The organism is Pleionea sediminis (assembly GCF_007570825.1).
Lineage (GTDB): Bacteria > Pseudomonadota > Gammaproteobacteria > Enterobacterales > Kangiellaceae > Pleionea > Pleionea sediminis.
Genome location: NZ_SUNB01000001.1, coordinates 1862977 through 1881876 on the forward strand (window position 1 = coordinate 1862977; position 18900 = coordinate 1881876).

The 18900-nt window shown below is 39.8% G+C and carries 12 protein-coding genes; 5 read left to right on the forward strand and 7 right to left on the reverse strand.

Features of this window, described 5'->3' with window-relative positions; genetic code table 11:
* Positions 1 to 163: 163 nt before the first annotated feature.
* The 3 genes from FAX86_RS07570 to FAX86_RS07580 form a co-directional block, all read right to left on the reverse strand.
* Entirely contained in the window at positions 164 to 2371 is a 2208-nt protein-coding gene (locus FAX86_RS07570; protein ID WP_144392728.1) for a S9 family peptidase, read from the reverse strand.
* Between the two features lie 119 nt (positions 2372 to 2490).
* Positions 2491 to 4008 (reverse strand): aminotransferase class V-fold PLP-dependent enzyme, encoded by a 1518-nt coding sequence (locus tag FAX86_RS07575; protein ID WP_144392729.1) that lies wholly within the window; start codon positions 4006 to 4008, stop codon positions 2491 to 2493.
* A gap of 227 nt (positions 4009 to 4235) precedes the next feature.
* Positions 4236 to 4661, reverse strand: a complete 426-nt coding sequence (locus FAX86_RS07580; protein WP_144392730.1) for a tRNA (cytidine(34)-2'-O)-methyltransferase — start codon at positions 4659 to 4661, stop codon at positions 4236 to 4238.
* A 262-nt stretch (positions 4662 to 4923) separates the two neighbouring features.
* Here FAX86_RS07580 and FAX86_RS07585 point away from each other — a divergent pair, with 262 nt between their 5' ends.
* Positions 4924 to 5388 (forward strand): tRNA (cytidine(34)-2'-O)-methyltransferase, encoded by a 465-nt coding sequence (locus FAX86_RS07585; RefSeq protein ID WP_144392731.1) that lies wholly within the window; start codon positions 4924 to 4926, stop codon positions 5386 to 5388.
* 316 nt (positions 5389 to 5704) lie between these two features.
* Positions 5705 to 6160, forward strand: coding sequence for a hypothetical protein (locus tag FAX86_RS07590; protein WP_144392732.1), 456 nt, complete (start codon positions 5705 to 5707; stop codon positions 6158 to 6160).
* A gap of 77 nt (positions 6161 to 6237) precedes the next feature.
* Here the strand turns inward: FAX86_RS07590 and FAX86_RS07595 are convergent, their stop codons facing one another.
* Genes FAX86_RS07595 through narL form a run of 3 tightly spaced genes read right to left on the reverse strand, consistent with a single transcriptional unit; the run spans position 6238 to position 8916 of the window.
* Entirely contained in the window at positions 6238 to 6981 is a 744-nt protein-coding gene (locus FAX86_RS07595) for a HesA/MoeB/ThiF family protein (protein WP_144392733.1), read from the reverse strand.
* Positions 6981 to 8243, reverse strand: a complete 1263-nt coding sequence (gene moeA, locus FAX86_RS07600) for a molybdopterin molybdotransferase MoeA (protein WP_144392734.1) — start codon at positions 8241 to 8243, stop codon at positions 6981 to 6983. Before moeA ends, FAX86_RS07595 begins: the two co-directional genes overlap by 1 nt.
* Positions 8244 to 8268: 25 nt before the next feature.
* A complete protein-coding gene (gene narL, locus FAX86_RS07605; protein ID WP_144392735.1) occupies positions 8269 to 8916 on the reverse strand; it encodes a two-component system response regulator NarL in 648 nt (215 codons plus the stop codon).
* A gap of 344 nt (positions 8917 to 9260) precedes the next feature.
* On the opposite strand from narL, the gene FAX86_RS07610 reads away from it, so the two are divergent.
* Both FAX86_RS07610 and FAX86_RS07615 read left to right on the forward strand, forming a co-directional pair.
* Positions 9261 to 10874, forward strand: a complete 1614-nt coding sequence (locus FAX86_RS07610) for an MFS transporter (protein ID WP_144392736.1) — start codon at positions 9261 to 9263, stop codon at positions 10872 to 10874.
* A gap of 124 nt (positions 10875 to 10998) precedes the next feature.
* On the forward strand, positions 10999 to 12816 hold the full coding sequence (locus FAX86_RS07615; RefSeq protein ID WP_144392737.1) for a thiamine pyrophosphate-binding protein: 1818 nt from the start codon (positions 10999 to 11001) through the stop codon (positions 12814 to 12816).
* Positions 12817 to 12994: 178 nt separating this feature from the next.
* Here FAX86_RS07615 and FAX86_RS07620 read toward each other — a convergent pair whose 3' ends face one another.
* The gene (locus tag FAX86_RS07620; RefSeq protein ID WP_144392738.1) at positions 12995 to 14818 is read right to left on the reverse strand and encodes a type IV pili methyl-accepting chemotaxis transducer N-terminal domain-containing protein; all 1824 of its coding nucleotides are present in this window, start codon (positions 14816 to 14818) and stop codon (positions 12995 to 12997) included.
* A 351-nt stretch (positions 14819 to 15169) separates the two neighbouring features.
* On the opposite strand from FAX86_RS07620, the gene FAX86_RS07625 reads away from it, so the two are divergent.
* Positions 15170 to 18895, forward strand: a complete 3726-nt coding sequence (locus FAX86_RS07625) for a nitrate reductase subunit alpha (RefSeq protein WP_144392739.1) — start codon at positions 15170 to 15172, stop codon at positions 18893 to 18895.
* Positions 18896 to 18900: the final 5 nt, after the last annotated feature.

Here is an 18900-nt window from a genome sequence, read left to right on the forward strand (position 1 = left end):
GCTGTGAATTTGCTGTTTTAACCGCGAAGGGGTATTGAAATTAAAGTGAGAAATATAATTTGCAGACGAAGTCTGGATTAACCAAGTGACATGAGAGACTCGCTTTTGATAAGTAAAACTTTAGAAGATTACCTCGGTTTACTGAGGTAATCTTCTTCATTCTCTAGAGCCGTTTAACATCAAAGTGTGAGTCGAAAAAGCTTCTAATCATATTCAATCGATGCATGCTGGTTTGCTTGCCTCTAATACTGTGCTTTTTGCCTGGATAATCCATCATATAAAATTGAATATTATTGTCTTGCAGTAATTTGTAGAGCTTTGTACTGTTTTTGAACAAGACGTTATCATCAGCCATTCCATGATAAATGAGTAAAGGGCCTGACAGGTTCGTAGCGTATGGAAATACTGACGATTCTTCGTAAGCCTTTTTGTCTTTTTCTGGGTGACCCATATAGCGTTCGGTGTAATGGGTATCGTATAAACGCCAATCTGTTACTGGCGCACCGGAAACTCCTGCTTGAAAATATTCGGGTGCTTGAAACATAGTCATTAGAGTCATGTAACCTCCATAACTGTGTCCATAAACACCAATGCGATTGGAATCAATCCATGAATGCTTGCGTAAAAACTTAACACCTTCAATCTGATCGTTTACTTCAATTTTCCCCATGGCGCGATAAATAGGATCTTCAAATGCTTTGCCGCGATATTTGGAGCCTCTGTTATCAACGGTAAAAACGACATAACCTTGTTGCGCCATATATTGAGGTAACATTCTCCCCCAGCGATTCGTCACAAGTTGAACTCCCGGTCCGCCATATAAATACACTAGAGCAGGATATTTTCTATTTGGATTAAACTCAGCTGGCTTATACATGCGGTAATAAAGTTTCGTACCGTCATCCGTTTTAAAGTTTCCAAACTCGGGTTTTATCCAAGATTGTTTATATGGATAAAACGGATGATCTTTATCAACTTTATTTTCCGATAACCATGTGAGTCGTTTTCCATCAGAGCTGTGAAGCGATACTTGTGGCGGGGTATTTGCATCAGAAAAGTTATCGGTGTAGCTGCTTCCATCGTACGCAAACTTTACATTATGGAACCCACTACGCTCACTAATTTTTTCTATCTTTCCACCATTAAATGAGACTCGGTATAAATGACGCTCTAAAGGAGAGTCTTTTCTTCCTGTAAAATAGATGAGGTTATTTTTTTCATCGACATATTTTATTTCATCAATGACCCAGTCGCCCGTAGTTAATTGGTTTTTGAGTTTGCCCTGGTCGTCGAACCAATAAATATGTTTGAAACCATCACGCTCTGACGCCCATAAAAAGCCTTCTTTATTTTTAAGAAAGGTTAACTCATCATGTAAGTTAATCCATGTTTTGCTTTTCTCGGAAATCAGCTGGCTAACTTTCATTTCTGGCCAGGCCACCGTTTTAAGATCTAACGATTTTTGATCTCGACTTTGAACTTGAAAGCTTAAACGATCACTATTATTAGTCCATTGAACTCTTGGAAGATAAATGTCTTTGTTTGATCCTAGGTCGACCCATTTGATATTAGGTTTTTTAATTGATGTAATGCCTAATGAAATCTCAACGTTGTTTTCTCCTGCGAAAGGATAGCGTTGTTTTATCATTTTTATTTCATCGGCATAAATTTCGCTACGTGTAACTTCCTCAACGGGAGACTCATCAACACGCGTCAACGCTATTTTTGTCTCATCTGGTGACCACCAATATCCGGTCATACGCTTCATTTCTTCTTGGGCGACAAATTCAGCCATCCCCATTTTAATTAATCCGCCACCTTCTGTTGTGAGTTGCGTTTCTTTTTCTGTTTTTAAATTGAAAATATAAAGATTTTGTTCTCGGATATAAGAAACAAAATTCCCTTGAGGAGAAAATTTGATATCTGTTTCGAATTCAGGTGTCGAAACGATCTTCCTTGCGTTATCTTTACCGACCTGCCAATAATAAATATCTCCCGCGAGAGGAAATAAAAGGGCTTTTCCGTCTTTTGACCATTGATAAGAGACAATACCTGTTCCACTTAAGCGCATTCTTTCTCGTCGTGCTTTTTCTTCATCAGAAAGTTTTTCGTTACCAGCGTGCAGTTTATTGGAATCAAATAATAATTCATTTTTTCCTGACTTAATGTTGTATTGCCAAAGGTCTAGACGTTCATAGTCGTCTTCTTTGCCTTTTAAATAAGTCACTCGGCTGCCATCTGGCGCAAGTTGAACACCTCTTAGCGCTTCTCCCGAAAGACTCGGAGAGGAATAGATTCGTTCGGGTGTTAGCTGATCTGCAAATGAGTATGAGCATAAAATAATCAGGCCAACGAGGATTCTATTTTTCATGTTGTTATCCTGGTTTGAATGGAAAGGACTGAGTGTAATAAGTCGAGTGAGTAAGCTCAAGTCTGTCCTATGAGGCACAAAAGTACCTAATAGGACAAATTGATATTAGATGTGCTTGATTAAGCCGATTTATGAAACCATTTACGCCATCGTTTGGTTTCGGTTTCTTCTTGGCCAATAGGATCAAAGTCATGAATGGAAAGATAATCAATATGATCTTGTCTCGGTTCAAATTCACCTGATCCAGTGTTAAAGGAGTAGTTTTTTGACCACTCTTCAGCATTTTCTATAACTTGATGAATTGCATTAGCAACGCGAATCACATCTTCATCTTTTGAGGTCGGATGGAAGGAGACGCGTACCCAACCAGGTTTATCGGTCAAATCACCAGAGTCAATTTTACTGGTAATTGCTGAAGAAGTAATTTGATCAACATCTAATAAAATATGGCCGTAAGTTCCGGCGCAAGAACAGCCACCTCGAGTCTGTACTCCAAAGCGGTCGTTAAGCAAACGAACAATTAAGTTATGGTGTAACCCTAAAACATAGAATGAAACAATACATAATCGACTACGGACATTGTCTTCGAGCATTTTAATCTTTGAGTTTTTTGAAAGCTCATCCATTAACAGCTCGCGCAGTTCTTTTTCACGTTGTTCAATTTTATCAACGCCCATCGACTCTTTAACTTTTACAGCTAGTGCCGCACGAATGAGTTGTAAAAATCCTGGCGTTCCACCGTCTTCTCTAACTTCAATATCTTCGAAAAAGCATTGTTCGCCCCACGGATTGGTCCAAGTCACAGTGCCACCACCCGGTTGATCGGGCACTTTGTTTTGATAAAGTTTTTTATCAAAAATTAAAATACCACTGCTGCCAGGACCGCCTAAAAATTTATGCGGTGAAAAGAAAATAGCATCGAGCTTTTGTTTTGGATTGGCGGGGTGCATGTTTATATCAACATAAGGTGCAGATGCAGCAAAGTCGACAAAACAAAGACCGCCATGATCGTGCATTATTTCAGCCATCTCGTGATAGGGCGTTTTTATCCCAGTTACATTACTACAGGCGGTAAACGCGCCAATTTTTAAAGGACGATCATCAAACTTTTCGAGGAGTTCTTTTAAGTGTTTCAGATCGGGTAAACCGTCTGAATCTGGACGGATCATTTGAACGGTTACTTCGCAAGTATTCCACGTTGTTTGGTTGGAGTGGTGCTCCATATGCGTAATGAAAACTACCGGCTTTTCATTTTCTGGAATTTTAATACGCGCTTGCCATTTTTCTGGAATGCGTAATCCGAGTATGCGTTGAAATTTATTTATGACAACGGTCATGCCTGCACCTGCGGCAATGAGGACGTCGTTGTCATCAGCATTTACGTGTTTTTTAATGACTTTTTGTGCCTCGTGATAGGCATGAGTCATGGTGGTGCCAGTATAGGTTGTTTCGGTATGAGTATTGGCAACAAAAGGACCAATAGTCTTCGACATGTAATCTTCAATCGGTTGGTATAAACGGCCGCTCGCAGTCCAGTCGGCGTATACAACTGGAGTCTTTTTTCCGTTTATATCAATATGTAAGTCGTTTCCAACAATGCGTTGACGAAAAGGTTCGAAATATTTCTCGAGATTCATAGAAGATCCAATAGCCTTTGATTATATCGAACGTGCTAAAAGTTATATTAGCAAGGGATAATATTATGGCAGAAATCAAGCGACGAAAGTAGCCATTAAAGGTCTGATGTTTGTTGAGCACAATAAGGGACTTGCTAAAGGTTAATTAAGATTTTAAGTTAATTCAAAGAGTTGGATAGAAGCCAGATTCGAACTGGCTTCGTTGGAATTGATCCAAATAAATGCGGTTATTGGCAGCCTTCAAAGTCTAGTTGCCGCCAAGCTTCGAAAACAAAAATGGCCACACTGTTAGAGAGGTTTAAGCTGCGACTGTCTGCTTTCATTGGTAGTCGAACAACATGCTCTGCGGGTAAGCTTTCTCGAACGTCTTGCGGTAAACCACGAGTTTCGGGACCAAACATTATAAAGTCGCCAGGTTGATAATTGGGCTTGTCGTATCTTTGTGTGCCTTTTGTCGAAGCGGCATAAAGGACTTTTGGGTTTTCTGAACTTAAAAAGTCATCGTAGTTTTCATGAATTTTGACGTTAGCCCACTCATGATAATCGAGGCCTGCGCGCCGCATGCGTTTGTCGTCCAGCTCAAATCCGAAAGGTTTGATTAAATGAAGTTGAAAGCCTGTATTAGCGCACAGACGAATAATATGATTGTTTATAGTGACCTAAAATTGTTCAAATAATTTAGGTGGTATTGTAACTAGTTGAAATTTAATTGAAAATTATACTGCAAAGTCGATTTTAACCTCAATAAAAGAGACCTACAAAAAATAACCTAAGATAAAATTTTATTTACCAATGCAATCACGTTTATTACAATTCGGTTAACATAAATAAAAATATAAGTTTATCAATAGGTTATAAGGGAGCATTTCCTGTATAATTTATTGGTCAAATTATTACAAATTTTGAAATTTAAAGATGATTCATATTGCTCTTTTTGAACCTCAAATTGCTCCAAATACTGGAAACATAATTCGATTAATTGCGAATAACGGATTTTTTTTACATTTAATAGAGCCTTTGGGATTTGATTTAGATGAAAAAAAAGTACGTAGGGCAGGACTTGATTACCATGATTTGGCGAATGTCACTAGGCATGAGAATTATTTATCATTCGTTAAACATGTAGAAGGACGTAGAATTTTTGCTATTACGACTAAAGGTAGTTGTGCTTATCATAGCGTTAATTATCAATCTGGAGACGTTCTATTGTTTGGCTCTGAAACAGCTGGATTACCACCTGAAGTAATGGATACTTTTCAACCTAGCTCAAGGTTAAGAATACCTATGTTGAAGACAAATCGCAGCATGAATTTATCGAATGCAGTCGCAATTGTTAGCTACGAGGCTTGGCGACAGGTGAATTTTGAAGGAGGAATTTAAAGCTATATTTCTAGTTAGAAAGTATTGGTAAATAATTTCTTTAATAAAACATTGCCTCTAAACTCAATCCGCTAAGAAGTTTAATCTATTCTCTTATCGTACAGCTTGATAAAGTAAAAAATATTTCAATCGTATTCTATAGAAACTGAGCCTTGAATATGAACAAAGAAATGATTTTTTATTGTTTTATAAATTCCTAATTCATGAATTATGGAAAGTGCTTAATTGTTTCTAAAATTGAAAAACGCTATAATGTACCCATTATCGGTACGGCGAGCTATTGAATTCAAAGTTCTGCTCGAAACTACGAGTATTTATGTTTCAAACATCTGAATGTATGCAAGAGTTCTTTCCGAGTGCATTGGTTGAATCTACTAATCAATATTGGCACTCTATGAGACAAACAATTTTATCAAGAGTATTCCAAGTTTGTCTTTTCGAAATTCACTCTGGATTTGAAAATATTATTTGGACAACAAAATTAGAATGTTTAGAAGATTTGGCTATCGATAAAAATAAGAAAATTGTAAATGTAAACATACTCAGTCCTCCAGTGTTAAACAACTCTAGTTCATGGGAGCTCCATCAACTTGAAAAAATAGTCGTGGTTAATTGTGTAAAAAACAACGAAGAGTTTATTGTTGGATTCGAATACTTATTAGTTGGGAACAAAACGCTCTATGAGTGTTTTGACTCGAGAGTTGAAAGGAGAAGTAATGAGTTAAATCGTCATGTTTGCTTTTATAAGAGAAATGGGAATTATTACATTTGAATAGTATTCAAAATACGTTTAGATATAAATGATAAATTTCACCTTTAACAATAAGTCCTAAAAGCATCACTGAAAAGTTATTTATTACAATGACATTTTTTATTTTTAGATACTTTTAAAGTTTGAATTGATGAGTTTTTTGCATCATAGATTAGAAGTTTTCCATCCAGCGGTTGACCTATATTCAGTATAATTTTTATTACTTCCATTGCTTGTAAACTGCCAATAGTTCCTACGACAGGTCCCATAATTCCTTTGTCAAAACAATTTTCATCTAAATTCCCGATGTTTTGATATACACAATCATAGCAAGGAGATGCCTTATTCAAGTTAAAAACACTCAATTGTCCTTCAAAGCGAATAGCTGAGCCACTCACCATTGGAATCTTAAGTTGAATACTGAGTTCATTCAAAAGTTTACGAGAATTAACGGAGTCCAAACAATCGATTATAAGGTTGCAGTTAGCAAACTGACTAAAATCATTTATGTTCTCAAGACGTTCTTCAATGAGGTTAATGTCAATATAAGGATTTAAATCTACACAACGCTTGGCGGCCGAACTTACTTTAGAATGTCCATTACTTGATAATCCGTGCGCAATTTGTCTATGTAAATTTGAAGTTTCAACTTGATCATGGTCAATTAGGTGAATCTTGCCGATTCCAGATGCTGCAAGGTATAAAGATACAGGTGAACCAAGTCCACCTATTCCAAAAATTGCAACTTCAGCTCTCTTTAATGCTAACTGCCCAACTTCATCAACTTCGGGAAGTATAACTTGCCGCGCATAATGTAAAAGTTCTTTCGTATCAAGTTCCATTAAGACTCCACAAAAAGTAAATCATTGAATCTTTGAACTTTGACCAACTCACCAACTTCTACGCATTCAGCTTCTGGTTCTAAAACTATAAACCCATTGGCTTGGCTCATTGATGATAACACTCCCGAGCTTTGATTTCTGATTGGTGATGCTTCCCATCGAAATGTATCGTTTAAACTAATATATGCACGTTGGAACTCATAACGGCCTCGTGACTTTTGAATTTTTCTAGTAAGTCGAGCGTAATAATAGCCTGGATCTTTGGCGAGTTGCCCCTGCAACTTTCGAAGAAAAGGGAGTCCCAACTGCATTAGAGTTACCATACTAGAGACAGGGTTTCCTGGTAATCCGATAAAATGACAGTCTCCAATATTTCCAAACGCGAATGGTTTCCCTGGCTTCATTGCCACTTTCCAAAGTGAAATATTTCCCAGCTGCTCAACTATGCTCTTTATATAGTCCGCTTCACCGACAGAGACACCTCCAGATGTAATGATCACATCCACCTTTTTACTTGCGTTGTTCAGTGCGTTACTAATTACATCAGGAGCATCGGGTAATATCCCTAGATCGGTTACTTGAAAGCCGCACTGCTTTAAAATACTTATTGTCGTGTGTCTATTACTATCATATATCTTACCTGCTTCTAATGCTTCGTTTGAATCTATGAGTTCATCTCCAGAAGAGAATACTGCAATTTTTATGGAGTCGAAGATTTCGATCTCACGAACTCCCAATGACGAAAGTAAACCGATATCAGCAGCAGTAAGCTTTCGTCCAGGTTCTAGTATTGTTTGATTAACCTTAATATCGTCACCTGCGGCCCGAATATTTACTGGCGTACTAGGGATTTTATTAAAAAATATCATTTCATTAATTTTTGCTATACCTTGTTGCGATGTATCTTCTTGCTTGATAACACAATCTGCACCCTTTGGTACCATAGCTCCTGTCATTATTCGTACACATTCGCCTTGTCCTATATCTCCCTCGTATGGAGCTCCCGCAAACGATTTGCCAACTAAAACAGCTTTGTTGTCACGTAGTACATCGTTCAAACGTACTGCATACCCATCCATAGCAGAGTTGTCGAAACCAGGAACATTTATTGGAGAGCAAATCTTTTCTGCCAGAGTGGAGTTTAGAGCTTTACTTATTAGAACATTACTCGTCTTAGTAATTGAGCTGGCATGCTCTAGCAATTTTTCTTTTGCTTGAGCAAATGTCATTAAGCCTTTTTGAAAACAGCAATCTGAAGTCATATTTAAATGTCCGAATTAAACCTAATTATTTTCTCTTTTGACTGACCATCCAAACAGCAGCTTCAACTCGTGACTTCATGTTCAGTTTTTTTAATAAATGCTTCACGTGAACTTTTACTGTTCCATCTGAAATATCCAATTCACGGGCAATTAATTTATTGCTTAAGCCCCGTGATATTCGATTTAGTATTTCCAATTCTCGACTGGTAAGTGAAGACAATAAATTACCATTATCTTTATCGGGCTTTCTTAATGCTGTTGCTAATACTTCTGTTAGTCGCTCACTTATGGCCAACTTTCCAATTGTAGCGGCCTTGATTTTTTCAATAATATCTTCTGGATCCATATCTTTTAAAAGATATCCATCAGCTCCTGCTCTAATGCAATCAATCACATCCGCATCGTTATCTGAAACTGTAAGCATAATAATCTTCGATGAGATACCCATTGCACGCAAAGAACGGAGAGTTTCGAGCCCGTCCATTCCTTGCATATTGAGGTCTAGAATAATAAGATCGGGCTCTTCTGGTATGTTTTTCAATTGATGAATGGCGTCCTCACCTGAACTTGCTTCTCCAATTGAAACTAAATCATCTTCCATTTCAATTAACTGATGGACACCTTTTCGGAAAAGAGGGTGATCATCAATCATAAACACACTTGCTGCACTCATAAGTATTCCCGAATTATAATGTTACTAATATAGATTATCTGTGTATGCGTATACGAAAAGCAAGTGTGGGAACTATTTCTTTGACCTGAATCAATTTTTAACTCTCTGCTTGGTCGCTAGCGCATACGCATAATGTACTGGTTTCTATATGCCATAGGAAGTACCAATACTAATCAATACCTACCTAAAAATAGGTAGTTTCAGAGGTTATTATGTGCAAATTTTAGAAGTAAGTAGATTAGACACAATTACTTCCTACCTAAAATAGGTAATTGTTTTTAATGTTGCGCTTTATGATAGTTGGCCTTGTTCTTACATAAACCAGATTTTTTCCGGAGTAAATTATGGCCGACTTAGAAAAATGGGATCCCGAAGACAGCGCTTTCTGGGAATCTAATGGTAAAAAAATAGCGAATAGAAATCTTTGGATTTCTATTCCAAGTCTACTATGTGGATTCGCCGTGTGGTTGTACTGGGGTATTATAACAGTGCAAATGTTGAACTTAGGGTTCCCATTTGCAAAGTCTGAGCTGTTTACCTTAATGGCAATCTCTGGATTGACTGGCGCAACACTCCGTATTCCGAGTAGCTTTTTCATTAGATTGTGTGGTGGTCGTAATACAATATTTTTTACTACTGCATTGCTAATGATACCTGCTTTTGGTGCAGGCATTGCGCTCCAAGATAAAAATACACCGCTGTGGATTTTTCAGGCGTTAGCATTACTCTCGGGAATCGGAGGGGGGAACTTCGCAGCATCTATGTCTAATATCAGTTTCTTCTATCCAAAAAAACAGCAAGGATTAGCTCTGGGGTTAAACGCTGGCTTAGGCAATTTTGGTGTAACAACTATGCAAATTCTTGTTCCACTATTTATGACCTTTGGCGCTTTTGGTGCAATGGGCGGCGACCCTATGATTTTGGTTAATTCGTCAGGAACACTGATTGGAAAAATTGAAGCAGGATCTGAAACTTGGATTCAAAATGCTGGGTTCGTTTGGTTATTATTCTTGGTTCCGCTAGCGTTTTTTGGTTGGTTTGGTATGAATAATATTCGTACCAAAGAAGTGTCTCCTGATATAGGTAATCCGATTTCTTCATTTATGACTATCAGCTTTATGTTGCTTATCGGTTTTATCACAGCGGCCGTTGGGTTGTGGTTAATGCTTCCAGAAAAAGCGAATGGCTCTGGTTTTGGCGTCCCAAAAGAGCTGGTGCTTGTTGGTGTAATTGGTGCAACGGTCTTTGCTTTAAAGATATTGCCTGGGCAAATTCGACAGTCACTCGATCGCCAATACAAAATATTTAATAATAAACATACTTGGGTAATGAGTATTATCTACACCATGACATTTGGCTCTTTTATTGGCTTTGCAGCATCGTTTCCGTTGGCAATCAAAGTTATCTTTGGTTATAGCCATGTTATGGTTGATGGCGTGATGACTCATAACACCATTAATCCTAACGGACCAAGTGCATTAATGTATGCTTGGATGGGACCTTTTATAGGCGCACTTATTCGTCCTGTTGGTGGTTGGATTTCAGATAAATTAGGCGGTGCATTAGTGACCCAAGTATGCTCAGTCATTATGGTTGGTGCGGCGTTAGGGGTTGCCTATTACATGAAAGCTGCTTATGCCTCGGCAACACCAGAAGAGTTCTTTATTCCGTTCTTTATTTTATTTCTGATTCTATTTGCTGCGACAGGAATTGGTAATGGATCAACATTTCGAACAATTGCTATGGTATTTCCAAAAGAGCAAGCTGGACCGGTGTTGGGATGGACATCTGCCGTTGCAGCATACGGAGCGTTTTATATTCCGAAAGTTATTGGTGAGCAGATTACTGCAACTACTCCAGAAGTAGCCCTAATTGGATTCGCAATTTTCTATGGAGTTTGCCTGTTCATTAACTGGTGGTTCTATCTTCGTAGATCAGGCGAGTTTTATAACCCTTAAACTCATTCAGTGACAACATTGGCCAATATATATTGGCCTTTTTTATGAATAGTGAAGTACCTTATCCCGTGAATCGAAAAGAATGGGTGATGGGCTGATAAACCAGAAAATTTGAGTTTTAACTATGCCAACAATAGCTGAAAACTTTGGTCATAAGTACGACAGCAAGTTGAAAACACTCGCCGAACAAATGGTTGAGGTGATGCAGCTGTTCTCGATTAATTCCATTTATGGTATTGGTGGAGACTTCGTTGCAAATTTAATCAAAGGATTGGAAAGTCAAATTACAATAAAATCTGCCAGCAACGAAATGCACGCCGCCTTTTGTGCTTGCGGGCAAGCGGAAGTGACTGGCATGGGTTGTGTGTTAGTAACCTATACGGTTGGTAGTTTACCTTGTCTGTCGGCAGCTGCTTTAGCAAAAGCAGAACGACTTCCTCTAGTAATTCTTTCGGGGGCACCGGGTGAAAGCGAGATTGATAGAGTTGCCCTTCATCATGTTTCTAGTTCAGGTAATGAGTGGAATATCAACTACGACGCCGCGCTCAATGCGTTTAATGCTATCGGTGTTAAGTCGATTCGTTTACAGGGTGCTCGCAATCCTGAACAACCATCGATGGCTGGTGCACAGTTTTTCAATGCGGTAAAACACGCATATCTCGAACGACAACCGGTATTTATTGAAGTACCACGTGATATAATATATGCACCCACACAAACATTAAATTTGCCCTGCAAAAAAGAAGAACTGCATTGCGAACATATATTGTTAAGTGGTGCCGATGACATAACCGCCCACGTAATCGAGAAATTGCAGCAGTCAAAATCGCCATTGGTGTTGGTCGGAGAAAACATTAAACATAATTCGCCGCTTAAAGATCGCCTGTATTACTTTTGCAAAGCGAGTGGTATTCCTATGGTATCGAACTGGTTGGCTCGTGGAATCTATGCCGATGACGAGATCCATTTGGGGGTTTACAATGGCGCCTTCACCATGCCTGAGTTGCGCAAGCTGGTGGAGCAAGGTGTCGATTATATTCTGGAAATTGAAACCAGCATTATTCCGCAAGATACCAGTAGAGCATTTCTTAGCAACACCGATTTCATTGCCAGCTTTGCAAATAAAACGGTACTAAAAGGCACAATTGAACGATCGCAAGGGCTTTATCAGATTATAAAAACAGTATCAAAGCAATCGTTTAGCTTTAACAATAATGCATTAATAGAATCTTTTCTTGCATCACGCCACAATCGACTTCTATATAAAGATGACCTTGATTCAAGTAAAAAAATATCACTTAAAAACCTCGCAGCTGTAATTAATGCTGTCACTGAAAAATTACCTTATGGTGTCATCTATTTACCGGAAGTAGGAAACTCTTTGTTTCTTTCTTATTCACTTATTAACCGTGCCACACAAACTGGCCGTAGTTGGTTATCGAATCCTTGGTACGCCGCTATGGGGACAAGCATACCTTATGCGCGTGCATTGGGTGAGTACTTAAAGGATAACAACCTAAATGATCGTGTTTTGATTATATGCGGTGATGGCGGATTTAATTTTCAGCACAACGAACTAGTTCATTGCTTGAAGAATAATATTCCATTAACAATTATTTATTTACGTAACAATATTTTTCATTTGGGAAAATTGAGTGAGTCAGAAATTTATCAGTCGAATGCAAATGAATATGACCTACAATCTCAAGTCAAAGCATATGGAGGTTTTTACTCTAAACCTGAATCCATAGCTGATTTTCGAAAAATATTGGCCGCTAGATTGAATTCCAATTTAAGCGTGCAAATTATCGAACTTATTGTTTCCGATTTGTTCGATGAACTCCCCGAAGAAATTCAGTGGCTTAATCACTATATAGGTGCAAAAAACGGAAACTTTAAATCCAATGAGATTTGGGAAAAGCACATGCGCGGAGAGGATTGAGAAATATAATTACTTCGACTATCGCTTGATAGTATAAAAGCTCAGCATCGGGAAATAGTTCATACACTGTGATCAATAGCAACCTACAGCGTAAGCTTGATATATGCGGTGTAACGATAGTAAATAATAAAATTATAAAGGCTATATGTAATCTATTTTATAGATTAGTTAATTGCCTCTAACTTCTCAAGTAACTCGGTAAAAATTTGAAAAATACACCTGTTCCCTGATTCAATCTCTGAATTTTTAGTGAGCCATTTAGATTGCGTCCACGCTCTTGCATTATAGCTAAACCGTAGTGGTTCACTTTTTCAGGCGATTCGGGTATACCAATACCATTATCAATAATAGACAGTTCTACATCTTTTTGCTCTCCTTGCTTAAACTCAATGGTCACTTGATTGCCTTGTGAATGATGAATTGCATTTTGAGTGGCTTCTCGTACTAGTTGCAATAAGTGGATTTCTTCATTCGGTGTAAAAGGAACGTTGCTAACCTTGTATTGCAATTTAATGGTAAATTCCGGACGTTGTTCTTTAAATTGCTCGACTGTTTCATCAAGTGCAGATTGTAAGCCAACTCCAGAAAGTTGTAAGCGAAAAGTTGTAAGAAGCTCGCGTAGTTGGCGATATGCGGAGTTTAGCCCTTCTTGTAATTCCTCAATCACTTCAGCAACAATCATTTCTTGACCGTCTTTAGCTACGGCCCGCTTTAATCGAGTTACTTGTATTTTTAAGTAAGACAATGCTTGAGCTAATGAATCGTGTAATTCTCGAGCGATCGTTGTACGTTCCGTCATCAAGGCCATGCGACGCTCTTGGTCAGCTTGGTTTTTGAAGCTAAGTGATAATGCAACTAAATCAGAGAATGATTCAAGAATTTGTTCCTGCCAGAGCTCTAGTTTTTCATTTGGCTGTAAAGTACAAGTGAGAACTCCATAATTGATGTCATTCTTTTTTAGCTGAAAAGAAATTACGGGAAGTTCACCTGTAAAAGGAGCGCCTTCTAAGCAAGTGGCACAGTTAACGGGCTTACATTCTGGATTATGACATTCCAGATCCGTAAGCACATGTAAAAAAGGTTGAGTTCCATCGGCAGTTGTTAAGCACAGATCAATGGATTTTAACTGGGTAATCTTAGAAAGGTGATCTGTCCACAACTCAAAGTCCATTTCTTCCGACTTTTTTGCTGTTATTTCTTTAGATGCGTTTAATAAAAACTCCAAAGCGTTTCGACTTCGCTGTAATTCGAAAGTCTTTTCCTCAACTCTTTTTTCCAACTTTCCGTACATTTGAGACAGAGCGCCGGACATTTTATTTATGGTATCCGCGAGAATTCCTAGCTCATCACTATTTTTTACATTGACCTGAGCGGTAAAGTCTCCGCCACTTATTTTTCTTGCCGATTGTGTAAGCTCATGGAGCGGGAATTCTACCGTCCGTCGTAAGGAAGTTAACGCAAAGTAAACTAGAACAAAAGTGCTGAATAGTGCAATAACTTGTATTAAACGTAACAGTCTAATTTTTCGCTCTGCCTCGGATTGGTAGTAAGAAACTAGCAGGTCTACCTGCTCGACAAATTCATTCGCTATGATTTGCGAATCCTTAGAGTCAAGAGCTCCTTCTTCTAATTTTATTAATGCGGGTTTAAATCTGTCATTCCAAAGTTTTTTCACCTTTTCATACTGATTGGATATTTCCGACTCAGACGATTTATATACTTCGAGTTTTAACGTGGGAGAGTTGAGGCTTCGCTCAAATTTTTCGAGCGAGATTAAGAATACCTCTAGTTTATTTGAATCTGAACTTTGAATAACTAGGTTATTTAGCATTTTGTAACTTTGCATTCGTAGAGAACCTGACAAGTTCACTGCCGCAGCATCATTGTCTGCCATTTCTGAAATTAAGAATGACGATATCATGCTGGATAGTGCCAACGCTATAAGAAGGCTCATCATAGTGCCTATGCGAAAGATTATTGAGTCTTGAATTCGTTTGAACATCAATTTTGTTACCAAATGATAATTACTCTTATTTACCAAATAGAATCTTTTGGAGTACCACCAAAGAGTCTAGTTTATTAAAAAACGGACTGATTTCTTAATACTTTCGCTGCAAGGCTCAAAATGAACGGCTTTTTAAAGAAGCGCATTACCCCTTAAGTGGTAGATCTGAAGTAGAGCCAAATTTTCCCGCTGCTGCGATTTGATCTGCATCAAATTATAGTTATTACCTTAACCTAAACTGCAAATTGAATAGAAGCAGAGCAGTTATCGAATTTGCTAATCAGTGTTAGTTAGCTTATCAGATTTCAGATTGTTTAGCGGCGTATGTCGTTTTGCGAGGAGTAAAACATGAGTCATTTTTTGGACAAATTGCAGTTTTTTAAACGCAAAGAAGAGTCCTTTTCAAACGGTCATGGTGTCACCACCGATGAAGACCGAGGTTGGGAGGAAGGGTACCGTCGTCGTTGGCAGCACGATAAGATTGTACGGTCAACGCATGGAGTAAACTGCACCGGTTCGTGTAGTTGGAAAATCTATGTCAAAGACGGGCTAGTCACTTGGGAAACACAACAAACTGACTATCCTCGCACCCGTCCTGACTTACCGAATCACGAGCCTAGAGGATGCCCTCGCGGTGCCAGTTATTCTTGGTACATATACAGCGCCAATCGGTTAAAACATCCCAAAATTCGTCGCAAACTGGTTGAGTTATGGCGTGCCGCGAAACTGCAACACAAAGATCCGGTTGATGCTTGGAAATCAATTGTTGAAGATTCTGAAAAAGCAAAGTCCTACAAGCAGCAACGTGGCTTAGGTGGATTCGTTCGCGCCAGTTGGACTGAAGTGAATGAAATCATCGCAGCAGCAAATGTTTATACTGCAAAAACTTACGGTCCTGATCGAATCACCGGCTTCTCACCAATCCCAGCCATGTCTATGGTGTCTTACGCTGCAGGTGCTCGTTACCTAAGTCTGATCGGGGGCAACTGTCTCAGTTTTTACGACTGGTACTGTGATTTACCACCAGCATCACCACAAATTTGGGGCGAGCAAACTGACGTTCCCGAATCGGCTGACTGGTACAATTCCAACTATTTAATTATGTGGGGTTCAAACGTTCCACAAACGCGTACGCCCGATGCGCACTTTATGACGGAAGCGCGTTACAAAGGTACCAAAACTTGTGTCATTACTTCGGACTATTCCGAGTGCTCAAAATTTGGTGACACCTGGCTGGCTCCTAAGCAAGGAACTGATGCGGCACTAGCTATGGCGTTTGGTCATGTGATACTGAGCGAATTCCATCGCGACAATCCTTCCGAATACTTTACTGACTACGTGCGTCGCTACTCCGATATGCCAATGCTGGTAATGCTCGATGAAAGTGATAAAGGACTAACTCAAGGTCGCTTCTTACGCGCATCCGATCTTGCTGACAATCTTGGGCAAGAAAATAATCCTGAGTGGAAAACTATTGGTTTGAATGATGCCAATGGAGAATTCATTTCACCCAACGGTTCGGTCGGTTATCGCTGGGGTGAAAAAGGTAAATGGAACATCGAACAGAAAGACGGTAAGACCGGTTACGAAGTAACGCTGCGTTTGAGTCTTAAAAGTGATCACGACGAAATTGCGCAGGTTGCTTTCCCTTACTTTGGAGCCAACGAGCACGAGATGGGATATTTTGCGCATACCGATCATGACGAAGTTCAATTACGTAAAGTTCCGGTAAAAAGTTTGATCTTGGCCGATGGTCGTACTGTGAAAGTCGCAACGGTATTCGATTTAACGTTAGCGAACTATGGTGTTGCTAATGGTTACGACGATGCCAATTGTGCATCTTCGTATGACGATAATATTCCTTACACTCCCGCCTGGCAGGAACAGATCACTGGCGTTCCAGCGAAAGATGTGATTCGCGTTGCGCGAGAATTTGCACGCACAGCCGATAAAACCAAAGGCCGCTCCATGGTAATAGTCGGTGCCGCTCTTAATCACTGGTATCACATGGACATGAATTATCGTGGCCTGATCAACATGCTGATTATGTGTGGTTGCGTTGGACAATCTGGTGGTGGTTGGGCGCACTATGTAGGGCAAGAAAAATTGCGCCCGCAAACCGGATGGCAACCGCTGGCATTCGGACTTGATTGGCAGCGTCCTCCACGTCATATGAACGGCACCTCTTTCTTTTATAACCATTCTGATCAATGGCGTTACGAAAAGCTGGAGATGAGTGAGGTGGTTGCGCCTTACGCCAACAAAGAAAAGTGGAGTGGTTCGATCATCGACTTTAACACTCGTGCGGAACGAATGGGTTGGTTACCTTCAGCGCCTCAGCTAGGTATGAATCCATTACAGTTAACCAAAGATGCTGCAGCTGCGGGATTGGATCCAAAAGACTATGCGGTTAAGTTACTCAAAGAAGGTAACTTGAAGTTTGCCTGTGAAGACCCAGACAATCCGCAAAACTATCCTCGAAACTTGTTTATCTGGCGTTCTAATTTATTGGGTTCTTCCGGTAAAGGTCACGAATATATGTTGCGTCATTTACTCGGAACCAAACACGGATTACAAGGTAAAGACTTAGGTGAATCTGGTGGCAAAAAACCACAAGACGTGCAATGGCACGACCAAGCACCCGAAGGCAAACTCGATCTACTGGTTACGCTAGATTTCCGTATGTCGACCACCTGTTTGTATTCTGACATTGTATTGCCAACGGCTACTTGGTACGAAAAAAATGACATGAATACATCGGATATGCATCCTTTTATTCATCCATTAACCAAAGCGGTTGATCCTGCCTGGGAAGCACGCAGTGACTGGGATATTTTCAAAGGAATTGCTAAAAAATTCTCGGAAACCGTTGAAGGCCACCTTGGTGTTGAACAAGATTTAGTGACCTTACCCATATTGCACGATACGCCAGCTGAAATTGCACAACCCTTTGGTGTAAAAAGCTGGTGGAAAGGTGAGTGCGATTTAATCCCTGGAAAAACTGCACCAGCGATGGTTCAGGTAGAACGTGATTATCCCAATACCTACAAACGATTCACGTCTATTGGGCCGTTGTTGGAGATGCTTGGTAATGGCGGTAAAGGCATAAGCTGGGATACCAAAGAAGAAGTTAAGTTTTTGGGTGACCTCAACTTACGGCATACCGAACAAGGAGCTAACGAAGGTCGGCCCAAACTAGAGAGTGCCATAGATGCTGCTGAAATGATTTTATCGCTAGCGCCAGAAACAAACGGCCATGTTGCGGTAAAAGCGTGGAGTGCATTAGGCGAGTTTACTGGTCGCGATCATACGCATTTAGCTAAACCAAAAGAAGAAGAAAAAATTCGCTTCCGCGACATTGAAGCACAACCACGAAAAATTATTTCTTCACCCACGTGGTCAGGTCTTGAAGATGAACACGTTAGTTACAACGCAGGTTACACCAACGTGCATGAATTCATTCCATGGCGAACGGTAACGGGGCGACAACAGTTCTATCAAGATCATGAGTGGATGCGTGATTTCGGTGAAACCATGTGTGTGTACAAACCACCGATTAACTTAAAAACCACCGCGCCCATCATGAACAAAAAACCAAACGGTAATCGTGAAATTGCGCTCAACTGGATCACGCCGCATCAAAAGTGGGGTATCCATTCAACTTATTCCGATAACTTGTTAATGCTGACGCTATCACGGGGAGGCCCGATCGTCTGGATGAGTGAGTGCGACGCTGAAAAAGCCGGTATCGAAGATAATGACTGGATTGAAGTGTTTAACGTCAATGGCGCTATTGCTTGCCGTGCCGTTGTATCACAACGTGTACCTGAAGGCATGGCAATGATGTATCACGCACAAGAGCGAATTGTGAATGTACCCGGTTCGGAAATTACCAATACTCGTGGCGGCATTCATAACTCGGTCACACGCGCAGTCATGAAGCCAACACATATGATTGGTGGCTACGCCCAACAATCCTATGGCTTTAACTACTACGGTACGGTGGGTTGTAACCGAGACGAGTTCGTCGTGGTTCGCAAAATGAATAAAGTTGACTGGTTAGATACAGAGTAGGAGCC